Raw genomic sequence first — 15,036 nt, forward strand, 5'->3', positions numbered from 1 at the left:
TCAATCATCTCAAGACGCCTGCCCGCCACCCGGGTGCCGACGTTGCCTGGCCGCTGGCCGAGCCGCGTCGCACCCGGGGCGTAGCGGTGGGCGTCCTTATCAGGACATCACCTGTGGACTATCCAAAAAGCGTGCCCAGCTCCGGGCTGGTCAATGGCCGGTTCATCGATGAAAACCCGGTTGCCGGCACACCGGGGTCGCTGATCCCGGCCAGCTGGGGCAACGCGATCACCGATGAAATCCTCAATGTGCTGTCGGCCGCGGGCATCGCTCCGCTGGAAGGCAGCAACAACCAGCTGATCACCGCGCTGCGCAGCGGCGCGCTGTTCCAGACCAAACCGCAGTTCGACAACGGCAAGTCGGCAGCCACCACCGAGTTCGTGCAACGCGCCCTGGGCTCGCTGCGCGATGTGGCGGTCTACAACGCGGCCACCACCCTGACCGCCGCCGATATCGGTCGTTGCGTGCGCTTCGGTTATGGCGGCTACAGCATCACCTTGCCCGCGGCCGGACCGGCCATCGCCAATGGCAGCGCCCTGTACCTGATGAACACCGGTACCGGGGCCATGACCGTGGTGGTCAATGGTGGCGACAAGATCGCCGTCGGCAACGGCTACCTGAGTAGCTTCGAGTTCGGCGTGGGCGATTCGGTGGTGCTGGTCAAGCATCTCAATGGCGAGTGGACGGCGCTGCTGGGCAGCGTACCGATGCGCTACATGCCGGGTTTTGCGTGCTTGATGGGAGGTACTGGCTACCAGAAATTGCCCAGTGGCTTGATCGTGCAGTGGATCGCCGGTGGCTCCGACAGTAACGGCAACATGATCGTGTCACTGCCTATCCAGTTTCCCAACGCGGTGCTGGGCGGCATTGCCAACGAACTCAATCCCCTGGGCTGGGGTGCCACAGGCCGGACCACGGTCTGGGCCTTCGACCTGCCCAGCAGCAACAAGGCGGTGGTGGTGGCCAAGGCCCGGGACATCATCGGCAACAACGTACCGGTGCCCAATCCCATTGGCGGCCGCATCCTGGTTTGGGGGTATTGAATGAGCAAGTATTTTCTAGCGCAGACCCTGGGTTTCCTGTGCTCCGACGAGCATGAACCGGCGCTGCTGGAGCAGGCGGTGAAGATCACCGACCTGGAGTACCAGAAGCTGTTCGAGGGCCAAGCCCAGGGCCGGGCCATCGCTGCCGACGAGTTGGGCCGGCCGATCCTGGTGGAACGTCCCGGGCCTTCGGCCGAGACCTTGGCGCTGATCGAGCGGGCCTGGCGCGACGGCCAATTGCAGGAGACCGACGGCGTGGTGGCGCGCCATCGCGATGAGCTGGACGCCGGTGGCGCCACCAGCTTGTCGGCGGCTCAATTCCAGAGCCTGCAGGATTATCGGCGACTGTTGCGCCAATGGCCGGCCCAGGACGACTTCCCCGCTAGCGACAAGCGCCCCGTACAAGTGATGCCGGCCCCGGCAGCGGCTCCCGCGGTGAAGCGTACCCGGGCCAGAAAGCCCGCGCAGCCGGCACCGGATGCAGCGTCCTGATGCGGCACTGATATTCATCTTCAGCGTGAGCTGTCCTGACCGAGCACCGCCATAAATGGCGGTGCTCGTCAGTCGAAAAGCCAGAGATGGCAGGAGTTAAACAATGGATTATCCAAGGAGCGTGCCCAGCGTTGGCTTGGTCAACGGCAGGTTCGTGGATGAGGATGCCGTGGCGGGAACCCCCGGGTCGCTGATTTCCGCGAGCTGGGGCAATTCGGTGACCGAAGAATTGCTGAACGTTATCCGGGCCTCGGGTACCACACCGGTCGAAGGGGTGAACAACCAGCTGCTGACGGCCTTGCGTGGCAAGGGTGCTTTCGATACGGCGCCGAAGTTCGATGCGAGCAACAAAGTCGCGACCACCGAGTTCGTGCAAAGGGCCCTGGGCAGTTACTCGGGGCAAGCCAACTATGATCGCGACGTGGCCCTGGCCCCTGGCGATGTCGGCAAGCTGATTGCCCTGACGGCCCCGGTGACCGTGACCTTGCCCGAGTGGGCGGCGGTGGCACCCGGTGGCCTGATCACGGTGTTTGGCTGGGGCGGGGCCTTTACCGTGCAGGGCCGGGCTGGTGACAACCTTTCGCAGATCTCCGGTGCCAGCAGTGGCCCGATGACCTTCACCGCAGGTACCCGGGCGGTATTCCGGCGCAACCTGTATGACCGTGGCTGGAGCCTGGACGATGGCGATGCCGCGCTGAAGTATTCGCCCATGTTCAGCGCTTCGTATGGCGCTTCGGGTTTTCAACGACATCCGAGCGGCATCATCGATCAGTGGGGAATTTGCACCAGCAATGAATCCGGTGACGCCTACGTCACCTTTCCGGTTGCCTTTCCAAATGGCGTGCGCTCCATTGTGGCCAACCATGCCGGCACCGGTGCGGCCATGGTGATTGCAGTATGGAACAAGGTAACCAACCAAGGTTGCCAGCTGAGGGTTTTCAACCACTTGGGGAACAGCTCGCAGTGGCTCATCTATTACCGAGTAGTGGGGTACTGAATGAACAACTCGACGATCTTTTTCAGCCCAAGCACCTGTGGTGCCTACTTGCCGGCGATCCATGGCAGCGATATGCCGGACGATGTGGTGGAGGTGCCCGAGCGCTACTGGCATTCGCTGTTGAGCGAGCTGGCCCTGAGCCCGAAGAAAATGGCCGCCAGGGACGATGGTTATCCGGTCCTGGTCGACTTACCTGCCCCCGATGCGCAGTGGCTACAGGAGAACGAACGTAGCTGGCGCGACGCGCAGTTGCTGCAAACCGATGGGGTGGTGGCCCGGCATCGCGACCAACTGGAGGCCGGGGTAGAAACGACTCTCTCGGCCGCCGAGTTTGCCAGCTTGCAGCAGTATCGCCAGCAGTTGCGCGACTGGCCTGTCCAGCAGGCTTTTCCGCAGCAGGCGCTGCGCCCGCAACTTGCGGTGGCCGAATCGATTTCGGCCGAGTCCAGGAGCTCATCCAACCCACTGTTCGCGCTGTTTCGTGGGAAGAACAAATGAAAGGAATCCTCTATGTCGATCACTGAAGAGCAGTTGCTCAAGATCATGCCGAACGCCCGCCGCCAAGCGGGCGTTTTCGTATCTCCGCTCAACGCTGCCATGGCTCGTCGGCAGATCGATACGCCCAAGCGCCAGGCGGCGTTCCTGGCGCAGATCGGCCATGAATCGGGGCAGTTGCAGTACGTGCGCGAGCTGGGCAACGACCAGTACCTGAGCAAGTACGACACCGGCACCCTGGCCGCGCGGCTGGGCAATACCCCCGAGGCCGATGGCGACGGCCAGCGCTATCGCGGGCGTGGGCTGATCCAGGTCACGGGGCGCAGCAACTATCGCCAGTGCAGCCTCGGCCTGTTCGGCGACGAGCGCCTGCTGGAGTTGCCCGAGCTGCTGGAGCAGGCGCAATGGGCCGCCGAATCCGCAGCCTGGTTCTGGGAGCGGGCGGGGCTCAATGCCCTGGCCGATCGTGACGAATTCAACGCCATCACCCGGCGCATCAATGGCGGCCTGAACGGCCTGGAAGATCGCCGCCAGCTCTGGGGCCGGGCGCGCTCGGTACTGGGCCTGCCGGCAGCCTGAGGCCGCCGGCCTGCGCCAAGGAGAATCAGCATGAACATTCGCAGTTGGCTGGCCGTGGCGGTCATGGCCGGGCTGCTCTATGCCCTGGGCTACATCACCGGGGTCGGCAGCGAGCGTAGCCGCAACCACGTCCTGGACGAGGCGCGCCTGCGCCAGTCCTTCGAACAGGGCCGGGCCCTGGGTACGGTCAAGGAGAAGGTGGTGGTCGAGTACGTCGACCGCATCGTCAAGGTCTACCAGGCGGGCGCCACTATTACCAAGGAGGTCCCTATCTATGTTTCCCAAGCCGCTGATAGCGCTTGCGTGGTGCCTGCCGGTTTTGTCCGGGTGCACGACGCCGGTGCCCACAACCTGCCCGTGGCCGGAGGCCCCCGCGGCACTGATGGCGCCGCCTCGGGCCTTGCACTCTCTACCGTCGCCGCCAGCGTCGTCGACAACTACAACCAGTGCCACGCCAACGCCGAGCAACTGAAGGCGTTGCAGCAGTGGGTGCGCGAATCCCAGGCCCTGTTGCAGGGCGCCCCAGCGGTGGCCCGGCATCCCTGAGGGGAACAGGAGACTTTCATGTCCGTACCGGATATTCGTAAACCTTCCGAACTGCTGCTGGCCATCGAGCGTGGCTTGTGCCAGGCGGAGCCGGGCCTGCAGGTGGGCACGCGCCAGGACTTCGACAACACCTCCGGGCAGCCGTGGCTTTTGCTGGATATCGAGCGCAACCAGCAGGCTCCGCGCTCCAGCCAGGGGCGCCAGGCGCAGTTGCTGCGCATCGTCCTGCAGCTGCGTGTGCCGCGCCAGGCGGGGTCGGCCCAGGCCACCTGGGACCTGGTCAGCCGGCTGCTGACGGTGCTGGCGGATAACCGCTGGGGCTGGTCGGCCGAGCAGTGCGGTGCGGCGGGCAACATCGTCGCGCAGCCTTTGCCGGTGACCGATCCGCAGCCGACCCATGACGCCTGGAGCTTGAGTTTCGAGCAGGCCATCTACCTGGGCCCGACGCTGCTGGACGACCCTGTGGGCAAGCCGTTGTTCGCCCGCACCTGGGAAGTCTCCAGCATCGACGATCCGAGCCAATACCGAGCCCTGGAGGACTGAACCATGTTCGATGCCTTCCTTAGGGTGCAACTGGCCCCGATCATCGAGCGCCTGGCCGAGATGGAAACCGAGCTGGACGACCTGCATCGGCGTGCCGAGAGTTTCTGCCGGATCGGCGTTTGCCATTCGGTGGACGCCGCCAGCAATACCTGCCGGGTCAGTCATGGCGACCTGCTGACCCCGGCCATCCGTTTCTTCAACCCCAGCGCCGGGGAGCAGAGCGAGTCGCGCATTCCTTCGGTGGGCGAGCAATGCCTGTTGCTCAACCACGGCGCGGGGGAGGGCGGGGGCCAGTCGGTGGCTTTGTTCGGCCTCAACAGCCAGCGCTTTCCCCCGGCCGCCACGGTCGCCGGCCTGACCCGTCGGCAATACCGCGACGGCAGCCAGAGCAGCTACGACGACACCAGCCACACCCTGAACTGGAGCAACGGCCCGGCGGCATTCAGCGGCAGCCGTGAAGCGCTGGAGTTGAGCCTGGGCAATGCCCGCCTGGTGATGACTGCCGATGCCGTGGACCTGAGCCTGGGCGCCAGCGGCCTGCGGCTGGACGCCGGAGGTGTGCACTTGCGCGGCCCGCTGGTGGAGCACCAGGGCCGAGTCATCAGTACCGCATAAGGAGTTCGCCATGATCGGCGTTGATAGACACACCGGGGCAGCGGTCGATGACTGGCTGCAATTCGTCCAGCGTGCCACCCGAGCGCTGACCACCCCTTTGGGCACCCGGCAGAAGCGGCCGCTGTACGGTTCGCTGATTCCCCAGTTGCTGGGGCGCAATCTCGGTGATGACCTGCTGGTCCTGGCCCAGAGCCACGCCGCCGAGGCGTTCTACAACAAGACCAACGGCATCGCCGACTTCGAGCCCGAGGTCATCGTCGCCAGTCGCCAGGGCGCGGGCTTGCTGCTGCGCTTCGCCGGGACCTGGAACAACCGCCGGCAATCCTTCGAGGTGGTGACATGAGCATGCTGATTCCCGGGCAGAACCAGCTCGAAGAACCGGAGATCGTCAAGGTCGACGAGTTCGAGCCGTTGCTGGCCGAGTTCAAGGCCTTCGTCCTTGACTATGTGGCTGCCCGCTCCCCGGAGCAGGCGGCCAAGTTGCGCACCAGCCTGGACAACGAAAGCGAACTGCTGACCATGGCCTTGGAGGCCTTCTGTGTGCGCTTGCAGACCCACGAACGCAAGTACAACGCGCGGATCCGCCAGATGCTGGCGTGGTGGGCCACCGGCAGCAACCTGGACGCGCGCCTGGCCGACATGGGCCTGGAGCGCCAGCTGCTGGTGCCGGGCGACGACCAGGCCTTTCCGCCGGTGCCGCCGGTATACGAAAGCGACGACGATGCCCGGCTGCGCTACTACCTCGCGCCCCATGCGCCAGCGGCCGGTTCGCGGATGCAGTATCGACGGGAGATCTTCACCCTGGGGGAGCGGCCGGTGGTCAAGGTCGACTCCGGCGACGCTGGGGTAGTGACGGTCACCTACACCTTCGACCCGGATGGCTTCGCCGCCCAGGTCAAGGATGGCAACGCCCGGCGCACGGCGCCGGGGGAGGTGATGGTGACGGTGCTGTCACGCTCCAGGGATGGCATGCCATCGGCAGAATTGCTTGATGGCGTGCGCAGGCACTTCGCCCGCCCGGATGTGAAGCCGGAAACGGATCGGGTCACCGTCCAGGCAGCGCAAATCTTGCCCTACCGGATTCGCGTGGTGGCCAAGATCAATCCGGGACCCGATTCCGGATTGACCAAGGTCGCGACACAGCAACAGCTCCAGGCCTACGCCGACAGCTGTCACCGCCTGGAGGGGCGGGTCGACCCGAGCTGGATCGATTTCACCTTGCACAAGGCTGGCGCGGTGCAGCTGGAAATCCTCGAACCCTTGCAGCCCATAGTCACCAGTGCATTCCAGGCGCCTTATTGCCTGGGGGTTGAAGTGGAGGTGCGGACTCTATGAACGAAGACAGTGCACCTTCGAGCTTGCTGCCGAGCAACAGCTCGGCACTGGAAAAGGCTCTCGACCTGGGATTTGCCCGGTTGCTGGAGCGTGTGGCACCGCCGTTTCCCCAGTTGATGGACCCGGCCCGTACCCCGGCGCAGTTCCTGCCTTACCTGGCTGCAGACCGTGGGGTCAACGAGTGGGATGCCGGAGCCGGTGAAACCGAAAAGCGCCTGACCGTGGCGTTGTCCTGGCAGATCCAGCGCCAGGCCGGGACCCACAAGGCCTTGAGCCACGCGGTCGAGTCCCTGGGCTTCAAGCCCAATATCGCCGCCTGGTACGAACAACGGCCCCAGGCACACCCCTACACCTTCGATGTGCAGGCCGTCATCGTGCGGGACTGGTCCAGTGGCGATCACAACCGCTTGATACGGCGCATCAACGCCGCCAGGAGCGAGCGCGACGAAGGCACCATCACTGTGGTCCATCAGACCGCCGCCGGCCTGGGCGTGGCCGCGGCCGCCGAGCCGGGCCTGAGCATCGGCGACGACAGCCACCCGGGGGCATTGCCCCGGGTCCGCCTGCATGGGGCTTTGGGCGTGGGCGCTGGGGCCGGTACGCCATTGAGCGATGGCGAGCTGTACCTGGCCGGCGTGCTGCCTGAATTCGGGCTCGATGCCCGACTCAACAATGCTGGGGTTGCCCAGCACTACACCATCAACGACTACGACCTCAGGGCGCAGCTATGACAGAAGACATTACGCGCTTGGTTCGCTTCACTTCCGCCGGTCTGGAGGAAGTGCTGGCGGCCAAGAACCAAGGCTTGAAAGGGCAGATCACCCACATCGGCGCCGGTACCGGTCGCTACGATCCGAGCGGTTCGCAAACCAGCCTTCGCGATGAGCGGCAACGGGTGGCAATCGTGGATTACGAGGACCTGGGTTCGAACCAGCTACGGATGGCGGCGCTGTTCGATGGCGCGGACGAATACGAGATTGGCGAGTTCGGTTTCTACCTGGCCAGCGGTACGTTGCTGGCGGTGTATTCGGTGGCCGGCAAGCTGCTGACGTACAAGGCCGCCGCTGCCCGGGTGCTGCAGAAATTCACCCTGGATATCTCGCCGTTGCCGGCCCAGAGCGTGACCGTGGTGGTCGGGAGCGAGAATCTCAACATCTTGCTGGCAGATGAGCTGGCCACGCTCTCGGCGGCCAGCATCGACCATATGAACCGGGGCCTCGACGTGCTGTTTCGCCTGCGAGCCCTGGAAAAAAGGACCGTCTGACGGGCCTTGAATCAGGCTTGCAGGTGCCAGTGAAGTGGTTCAGTCACTGGTGCTGAATGGGCAACGCCGTTGTGAACAGTCGCAACGCAATCTAAGGAGTTAGGACTTTGAGTACAGAACAGCAACTGGCCGCGGTGGTAAACGCGGCGAACAACTTGACCAATACCGTCACGGGCAAGGTCGGCGAGATCGACCAGGCCATTGCCAACTCTCGCCAGCAATATGACTCGCAACTTGCGGATCTGAAGAATCGACTGCCACGCCTGGCTGTCACCAAGAACTTCACGTTGATGCCCAATGCCGCAGGGACGGCCATTGACGGCTGGGGGACCCATGAACTGGTCACCTCGACCAAGCTTAGGACGATCTCTCCTGTCTCCCAGACCATGGGCCGAGCGGTAGCCGATGTCGAGTTCATGTTGAAGGTGCAGGCCGATGTCCGGGAGCAGTATCCCAACTTTGATATCCGCGCGACGGAGTATTGGCGTGGGGCGATCAACGTCTGGCAGATGAAATGGACCCAGACTGATATCAGTCCCTGGCTTGCCTTTCCCTATGCCAGTGACCAGACGCTGGCCAACGGTGGTGCGGCAGTGCCCTTGAACTCCTATCTGACTTTGGGGGCATTCGTGCGCGTAGTCGAAGGCTCGCTCAGTGGTGCCTGGAGCCACGGTTGGGAGAAAGGAAAGTGGCGCTGGTGTTCGACCGTGATGTCTCCGTCTGGACAGTTCGGAGCGTATTACCACTTGCACCCGGTACGTACCTCGTCCGTCGGGTTGGTTGAAATCATGCTGGCCGGTGCTTGCACCGGCGTGGTCACCGAGCCCGGTGACTGGGGCACCATGCTGGCCATTAGCTAAGGAACAACACCATGAAACCTACCTTTGTACCTGCCGAGCTGCATCCGATCATCAAGTGGGAAATGATTCGCAAGGCGCGCGATGAAGACCTGGCCGCCAGTGACTATGCCGCCATGCCCGACTACCCCATGGGCGAAGCCAATCGTCCGGCGTTCGCCGCCTACCGCCAGGGGCTGCGGGATATTCCCGAGCAGGGCAGCGATCCGGATGCGGTCGCCTGGCCGGCCAAGCCGGAATTCCTCAAGTAACTCTTCCGCCGCGCAAGCGGTTTTTTTACGCCTGAACAAAGCCCCGTCCCGGGGTTTTTGCGTTTTTGTCTCTGGAGAAACATGCATATGGCTATCCGCCAGAAATACACCGTGCTCGTGCCATTCCCCACCGGTGGTGGGCACTGGTCGAGCGTCGGCGAAGAACTCGACCTGCTCGATGTCCAGGCCAGCGCGCTGCGCAGTGCCGGGCGCCTGGAGCTGACCAGCGTCCTCGCGGCGCAGACCCCATCCACCAAGGCCGCCAAGGCCGCGACCAAGAAGGCTGACTGACCATGGCTGAGGTTTTGAACTTCGAGCACAACGGCATTACCGTCAATGCCAGCGAATCCCCCGAGGCCATGGGTGGCCTGGGCGACAACGTCATCGGCCTGGTGGGCACCGCGCCCAACGCCCATGCCTCGCTGGCCAAGAACACGCCGATCCGCATCAGCAACTTCAGCACCCAGGCGTTGCTGGACCCCACCGGCGCCGAGGCCGGCACGCTGTTCCAGGCGGTGCTGCAGATCCTCAAGGTGGTCAAGGTGCCGGTCTACGTGGTGATCGTCGACGAGGGCGCGACCCCGGCCGACACCCTGAACAACGTGATCGGCGGCGACGAGGCGGTGACCGGGCGCAAGCTGGGCCTGGCGGCCCTGAGCAGCGTGCCCGAGGACCTGACCATCATCGGCGCCCCGGGCTTCACCGGCAGCAAGGCGGTGGCCGGTGAGTTCGCCGCGTTCGGCAAGCGCATCAAGGCGCGGGTGGTCCTCGATGGCAAGGATGCCTCGGTGGCCGACCAGGTGGCGTACAGCAAGGAACTGGGCGGCGCCGACCTGGGCTTCGACCGTTGCCTGGTGGTGCACAACCTGCCGGCGGTGTACTCCAAGGCGGCCAAGGCCAATGTGTTCCTGGCCCCGTCGAGCCTGGCCATCGCGGCCCTGGCCAAGGTCAAGCAGTGGGAGAGCCCGGGTAACCAGGTGACCTTCGCCGAAGATGTTTCGCGCAGCGTGGAATACAACATCCTCGACACCTCCACCGAGGGCGACCTGCTCAACCGCTACGGCATCAGCTACTACGCACGCACCGTGCTGGGCGGCTTCTCGCTGCTGGGCAACCGCTCCATCACCGGCAAGTTCATCAGCTACGTCGGCCTGGAGGACGCCATCAGCCGCAAGCTGGTCAAGGCCGGGCAGAAGGCCATGGCCAAGAACCTGACCAAGTCGTTCATGGACCAGGAGGTCAAGCGCATCAACGACTGGCTGCAAACCCTGGTGGCCGACGAGACCATCCCGGGCGGCAAGGTCTACCTGCACCCCGAGCTCAACAGCGTCGAGAAGTACAAGAACGGCACCTGGTACGTGGTCATCGACTACGGCCGCTACGCGCCGAACGAGCACATGATTTATCAACTCAATGCCCGCGATGAAATCATCGAGCAGTTCCTGGAGGACGTTCTCTAATGTTTACCAACCGAGTCAGACAGGCCATCGCGGCCACCCTGCAAGGCCTGCCGCTGTCGGCGACGGTGGAGGAGTTCACGCCACCGAAGATCGAGTTCGAGATGCAGGAAATGCGTGGCGGGCGTTTCATCGGCGAGGAAATGGCCAAGGGCGGCAAGGTCCTGGGGGCCAAGCTGGTGCTGCAAGGCGCAGGTCCGGAAGTCATGCTGGCCCTGGGCGTCAGCGTGGGTGACGACATCCTGCTCAACGTCCGGGAAGCCGGGCAGGACCAGGACGGCAACACCTACTTCGTCTACCACACCGTGGGCGGCAAGCTGAAGTCGCTGGAAGAGGCCCCGCTGAAGATGGGCGACCAGCCCAAGACCACCCTGGACTTGAGCTGCCGTACCTACAACCGCCTGGAAAACGGCGTGCCGGTGATCGACGTCGATGTGCGCACCCAGAAGTTCATGCTCAACGGGGTCGACATCCTCGGCGCGGCGCGGCGTGCGGTGTTGCTGCCCTAAAAGGCGCGACCCTTCCTTGCCAATGCCGGTCAGTCAAGCGCGGTGATCCCCTGTAGGAGCAGCCGGTCGACGCTCGATTGCTCGCGAGGGGCGTTAAAGCCAGTGGATAAACCCTGTTCCCTTGAGTCCATCGCGGGCCAGCCTCGCTCCTGCAAGTTCCCCAACTGACCGGCATTGCCCTTCCATGCCGCCGGTGCCTGCCGGGTCCTGCCCGACTTGCCGTCGGCGGCGTTTTTGTTTTTCCAAGGAATTGATCTCATGTCCTGGACACCTCCGGTCCATGTGCTGCTGGCGCCGATTACCGGCGACGATGGCAGCACCCTTGAGCGGATCGCGCTCAAACCTTTGTTCTACGCTGCGCAAAAAGACGCCCTGGCCCGTGCCGGGGATGATGAAGACGATCAGTTCTTCGCCCTGGCCAAGCTCGCCACGGGGCTGTCCGACAAGGAGCTGGACCAGCTCAAGCGTCCGGACTACGTGAGCATTGCCCAGTACGTACACGATATGTCGACCCGTCCGACTTCTTACTTTCTGGAGCAGGGCGAGCAGGCCGACCCGGACCAGGTACCGCTGCTGTTGCCGCTGGACCTGGCCGGCCAGGGCCGGACCTCGCTGACCCTGGAAATGCCAGCGCTGCGCGCGACCAAGGTGATGAAGAAACTCGCGACGCCCAAGGAACGGGCCGAGTTCATCACTGCCCATTGCACCGGTCTGATGATCCCGGACCTGGCCATGCTGACCGTGCCGGACTGGACCCAGTTGCAGGTGCGCATCGACGATTTTTTAAACAAACCGGCGGACTTCTTTCGCAGCGCGACATCGAAGTGATCCTCGATGTGGTGCCGCTGATCTACTCGGTGACCGAGGCCGAGATCCTGGAGTGGGACGCCGGCAAGGCAATGCGTCGCTACGACATAGCGATGACCCGCCTGGGCCTGAACAAGGAGTAGCGTGCGATGGCACAAGGTAACTTTTCCCTGAGGTTCGCCGCGGTGCAGCAGGCTGGCGGATTGTCCGCCGATGTTGCAGCGACGTTGCAGTGGTCGGCCCCTTTGCCGGAGCGCGATGGCGCCCTTGGCGGCGGGCTCAGGCAACTGGTTCGTGGGCAGGAACGACTGCTGGCGGTGGTCGAATCCCTAAGGGGCGTGCTGGTCTCCCAGCGTTCGTTGCTGATGACCCTCAATGACCGCCAGGTCCTGGCCGCACCTGCTGCGACGCAGCCAGCCAAGGCCTCGGTGCTGGACAACAAGCCCCTGAGCCATCTCAAGCCGGCCATCGGCCTGGATACCGCGATGGTGGAGCTCAAGCGGGTGCTGCCGCTGACTGCCGAGCAGCAGCGGCAGATGGTGGAGCAGCATATCAAGCTGGCCAACGAACCCCTGGTGGCCCCCACCGGCGCCACCGCCACTGACCTGGCACGAGTCGGGCTGGCGGCGGCCAAGGCCGGGGTCGGCGTCGAGGGTTCGGGCGCTTCGGCCCAATACCAGCCGCAGCAGGTGCTGGACTTTGCCCGGGATGCGGCGCTGGTCGGCTCCGGCCTGGAGTTGAAGGTCAAGCAGGCGGGGGACTTGCTGTTGGGCTGGCGCAGTGCGATGCAACTCGACCGAGGTCAACGCCTGGACCTGGCCGATGCCACCCAGCACCTGGGCAGCGGGCTCAAGGTCTCGGCGGCGGACATCGGTTCGATCCTCGGCCGTTATGGCGGCAATGCCGTGGCCGCGGGCATGACCCCGGAACAAGCGGCCGCGCTGCTGGCCGCCTTGCTCAAGTCGGGGGCTGACCAGGCCAGCGCCGGAGTGGCATTGGCCCAGTTCAGCCAGGCCCTGGTCCAGGGTGACAAGGCCTCGCCGGACCAGCTTGCGGCCTGGCGTGAGCTCAAGCTCGATCCACGAGCCGTGGCTCGCGATATGCAAACCCAGGCACCGCAGACGATCCAGGCGGTGCTCGCGGCGTTGCAGGCACGACCGGCCGAACGCCAGGGCGCCATCGCCGCGCAGCTGTTCGCCGACAATGGTGCGTTGCAGGCGCTGTTGCCACGCCTGGACGGGCTGGCCCAGGCCTTTGCCCTGGTGGCGGACAAGCCGCAGTACGCCAGCTCGCTGCGGGATGGCCAGGGGGCGGTGGCCAAGGCTGCCCAGGAGGCCGCGCAAACGCCCCAGGCCCAGTGGAACCGCCTCGATGCCCAGGTTGATGGCTTCAAGAGCTCCGTGGGTTCGGCGGTGCTGGCCGACTATGGCAGTTCGTTGACCGGCGCTGGGGCGGTGCTGCAGAAGTTCGGCGAGCTGGCGCAGATGTTCCCTCATGTGGCCGCTGCCTTGGCGGTCTCGGTGGCTGCGGTTTCGGCGCTGGTGAAGCTCAAGGGCCTCTACACCGATGTCCGTGACCTGTTCTCGTTGGGCAAGAAGCCTCGCGGGCCCCAACCTCCGGCGGGAGGGGCGGGTGGCGGTGGTATTCGCTCACGGCTGGGCCCGGTGTTCTCGCGCATGGCGGGCACGGTTGCGAACCTGGCCGGCAGGAGCGCGGCCGCCGTGCAAGCGGCGGGCAGGGGGCTGGGCGCGACGGTGTCTGGCCTCGGGACCCGGCTGGCCGCGATGACCCGGCAGGCCTCTGCCAGGGTGGCTGCCGGCGCCGGGCAGCTGTCATCGCGGTTGGCCGGCACGGTGTCGAACCTGGCTGGCAGGAGCGCGGCCGCCGTGCAAGCGGCGGGCAGGGGGCTGGGCGCGGCGGTGTCTGGCCTCGGGACGCGGCTGGCCGCGATGACCCGACAGGCTTCTGCCAGGGTGGCTGCCGGCGCCGGCCAGCTGTCATCGCGGTTGGGAACAGCGATGTCCGGGTTGGCCACCCGAGCGGCGGCCATGGCGCGCCTGGCCGCTGAGCGAGTGGGTTCCACGGTGGGCCGGCGTTTGTCCGGCAACGCCCCGCGACTTCCAGGAGGGGGCGGGGGCCGGCTGATGGGCAAGTTGTTCCGGCCCTTGAGCCTGATCGAGGCTGGAGTCGACCTGGTACAAGGCTGGCGCGAGGGTGACTCCGGCAAGGTCGGCGCCGCCGTGGGTTCGGTCGGCGGTGGCCTGGCAGGCACGTATGCCGGGGCCAGCGCCGGAGCGGCGATCGGCACGCTGATCTTCCCGGGTGTCGGTACTGCCATCGGTGGCCTGTTGGGTGGTGCCCTGGGCGGCCTGGCCGGTGGCGAGACCGGTACCTGGCTCGGTGACAAGCTTGGGCGTCAGGCGGACCGCCTGGCCGCGCCGGCGGCGGTCAGCCAGAACCTGGCGGCGGCGCAGGCGGAGAACCGGCAGATCAACTTTGCCCCGGTGGTGCATATCCACGGCCAGGACCAGGCCAGTGCCCAGCAACTGGCCGACCGGGTGGTGCAGCAACTGCAGGCGCAGTGGCTGCCGCTGGCGGGCGATTCACTGGCCGTGCGGCGTGGCGCGGCGTTGACCGATGGAGTGGCGTGATGAAACAACAAATGGCATTGGGAGATTTCATCTTCGGCCTGTCCCGCAGCTTTGCCTATGACTCCCTGGTGCGTACCACCGATGGGGGCTGGAAGCCCCTGAACATCCTGGTGAGCAAACCCCGGACCAACCAGGGCGGGCAGGCCCTGGAAACCTTGAAGATCACCGGCAAGGCCATGTACGGCGTGGCCATGGCGCGCCTCGACGAGTTGCGTGCCTTGCAGGCCCGCCGCGTGCCGCTGCCGTTGATCGACGGCGTGGGGCGCAATTGGGGGCGCTGGGTGATCAAGAGCGTCACCGAAACCCAGAGTTCGGTCATCGACGACGGTACGGCGATGCTGATCGATTGGGTGCTGGATCTGGAGGAGTTCGCCAATGCGTAGGGCTCGAAGCATCGCCGGCGATTCGGCGAACCTGTTGCTGTACCGCGAATTGGCCCGCAGCGACGACGAGGTCGAGGAGGCGTTCTGGCGCCTCAATCCCGGGCTCGCGGAGTTGGGGCCGGTGCTGCCGGCCGGAGTCTGGGTGCTGCTGCCGGAAGTGGAAGCGCGGCCGCGGGCGCTGGCGCCGGTTTCGGCCTGGGATTGAGGAGGCC

Annotated in this window: 22 protein-coding genes; all 22 read left to right on the plus strand. The window is 65.1% G+C overall.

What is annotated here, in order from left to right; genetic code table 11:
• Positions 1–113 precede the first annotated feature (113 nt).
• Positions 114–1,043, plus strand: a complete 930-nt coding sequence (locus GDH07_RS04615; protein ID WP_343038157.1) for a gp53-like domain-containing protein — start codon at positions 114–116, stop codon at positions 1,041–1,043.
• Positions 1,044–1,535, plus strand: coding sequence for a tail fiber assembly protein (locus tag GDH07_RS04620; protein ID WP_022642623.1), 492 nt, complete (start codon positions 1,044–1,046; stop codon positions 1,533–1,535). It abuts the gene before it with no gap.
• Between the two features lie 103 nt (positions 1,536–1,638).
• Positions 1,639–2,532: a gp53-like domain-containing protein gene (locus GDH07_RS32230; protein ID WP_178124008.1), complete on the plus strand. Its 894-nt coding sequence runs from the start codon at positions 1,639–1,641 to the stop codon at positions 2,530–2,532.
• Positions 2,533–3,030, plus strand: a complete 498-nt coding sequence (locus GDH07_RS04630) for a phage tail assembly chaperone (RefSeq protein WP_085599285.1) — start codon at positions 2,533–2,535, stop codon at positions 3,028–3,030.
• Between the two features lie 12 nt (positions 3,031–3,042).
• Positions 3,043–3,606 (plus strand): glycoside hydrolase family 19 protein, encoded by a 564-nt coding sequence (locus GDH07_RS04635; RefSeq protein ID WP_022642626.1) that lies wholly within the window; start codon positions 3,043–3,045, stop codon positions 3,604–3,606.
• 30 nt (positions 3,607–3,636) lie between these two features.
• Entirely contained in the window at positions 3,637–4,152 is a 516-nt protein-coding gene (locus GDH07_RS04640) for a hypothetical protein (protein WP_022642627.1), read from the plus strand.
• An 18-nt stretch (positions 4,153–4,170) separates the two neighbouring features.
• Positions 4,171–4,695 (plus strand): hypothetical protein, encoded by a 525-nt coding sequence (locus GDH07_RS04645; protein ID WP_152896786.1) that lies wholly within the window; start codon positions 4,171–4,173, stop codon positions 4,693–4,695.
• A 3-nt stretch (positions 4,696–4,698) separates the two neighbouring features.
• Positions 4,699–5,310 carry a phage baseplate assembly protein V gene (locus tag GDH07_RS04650; protein ID WP_053135637.1) on the plus strand — a complete coding sequence of 204 codons (612 nt, stop codon included), beginning with the start codon at positions 4,699–4,701 and terminating at the stop codon, positions 5,308–5,310.
• 10 nt (positions 5,311–5,320) lie between these two features.
• The gene (locus GDH07_RS04655; RefSeq protein ID WP_152896787.1) at positions 5,321–5,653 is read left to right on the plus strand and encodes a phage baseplate protein; all 333 of its coding nucleotides are present in this window, start codon (positions 5,321–5,323) and stop codon (positions 5,651–5,653) included.
• Positions 5,650–6,645: a baseplate J/gp47 family protein gene (locus tag GDH07_RS04660; RefSeq protein ID WP_152896788.1), complete on the plus strand. Its 996-nt coding sequence runs from the start codon at positions 5,650–5,652 to the stop codon at positions 6,643–6,645. The genes GDH07_RS04655 and GDH07_RS04660 overlap by 4 nt, the downstream gene beginning before the upstream one ends.
• Complete coding sequence (locus GDH07_RS04665) at positions 6,642–7,376, plus strand: phage tail protein I (RefSeq protein WP_152896789.1); 735 nt, start codon at positions 6,642–6,644, stop codon at positions 7,374–7,376. Before GDH07_RS04660 ends, GDH07_RS04665 begins: the two co-directional genes overlap by 4 nt.
• Positions 7,373–7,909: a phage tail protein gene (locus GDH07_RS04670; protein ID WP_068580518.1), complete on the plus strand. Its 537-nt coding sequence runs from the start codon at positions 7,373–7,375 to the stop codon at positions 7,907–7,909. Before GDH07_RS04665 ends, GDH07_RS04670 begins: the two co-directional genes overlap by 4 nt.
• Before the next feature lie 107 nt (positions 7,910–8,016).
• Complete coding sequence (locus GDH07_RS04675; protein WP_152896790.1) at positions 8,017–8,769, plus strand: hypothetical protein; 753 nt, start codon at positions 8,017–8,019, stop codon at positions 8,767–8,769.
• Between the two features lie 11 nt (positions 8,770–8,780).
• Positions 8,781–9,017, plus strand: a complete 237-nt coding sequence (locus tag GDH07_RS04680; RefSeq protein ID WP_053135617.1) for a tail fiber assembly protein — start codon at positions 8,781–8,783, stop codon at positions 9,015–9,017.
• A gap of 87 nt (positions 9,018–9,104) precedes the next feature.
• Positions 9,105–9,308, plus strand: coding sequence for a hypothetical protein (locus GDH07_RS04685; RefSeq protein WP_022642635.1), 204 nt, complete (start codon positions 9,105–9,107; stop codon positions 9,306–9,308).
• Between the two features lie 2 nt (positions 9,309–9,310).
• Complete coding sequence (locus GDH07_RS04690; RefSeq protein WP_022642636.1) at positions 9,311–10,477, plus strand: phage tail sheath protein; 1,167 nt, start codon at positions 9,311–9,313, stop codon at positions 10,475–10,477.
• Complete coding sequence (locus tag GDH07_RS04695) at positions 10,477–10,983, plus strand: phage major tail tube protein (RefSeq protein ID WP_022642637.1); 507 nt, start codon at positions 10,477–10,479, stop codon at positions 10,981–10,983. The genes GDH07_RS04690 and GDH07_RS04695 overlap by 1 nt, the downstream gene beginning before the upstream one ends.
• Before the next feature lie 258 nt (positions 10,984–11,241).
• Positions 11,242–11,811: a phage tail assembly protein gene (locus tag GDH07_RS04700; RefSeq protein WP_152896791.1), complete on the plus strand. Its 570-nt coding sequence runs from the start codon at positions 11,242–11,244 to the stop codon at positions 11,809–11,811.
• Entirely contained in the window at positions 11,808–11,933 is a 126-nt protein-coding gene (locus tag GDH07_RS32635; protein WP_022642640.1) for a hypothetical protein, read from the plus strand. The genes GDH07_RS04700 and GDH07_RS32635 overlap by 4 nt, the downstream gene beginning before the upstream one ends.
• A 6-nt stretch (positions 11,934–11,939) precedes the next feature.
• Entirely contained in the window at positions 11,940–14,441 is a 2,502-nt protein-coding gene (locus GDH07_RS04705) for a phage tail tape measure protein (protein ID WP_152896792.1), read from the plus strand.
• A complete protein-coding gene (locus GDH07_RS04710) occupies positions 14,441–14,824 on the plus strand; it encodes a phage tail protein (protein WP_152896793.1) in 384 nt (127 codons plus the stop codon). The genes GDH07_RS04705 and GDH07_RS04710 overlap by 1 nt, the downstream gene beginning before the upstream one ends.
• Positions 14,817–15,029: a tail protein X gene (locus GDH07_RS04715; RefSeq protein WP_022642643.1), complete on the plus strand. Its 213-nt coding sequence runs from the start codon at positions 14,817–14,819 to the stop codon at positions 15,027–15,029. The genes GDH07_RS04710 and GDH07_RS04715 overlap by 8 nt, the downstream gene beginning before the upstream one ends.
• The last annotated feature ends 7 nt before the right edge of the window (positions 15,030–15,036 follow it).

Source organism: Pseudomonas piscis (assembly GCF_009380155.1).
Lineage (GTDB): Bacteria > Pseudomonadota > Gammaproteobacteria > Pseudomonadales > Pseudomonadaceae > Aquipseudomonas > Aquipseudomonas piscis.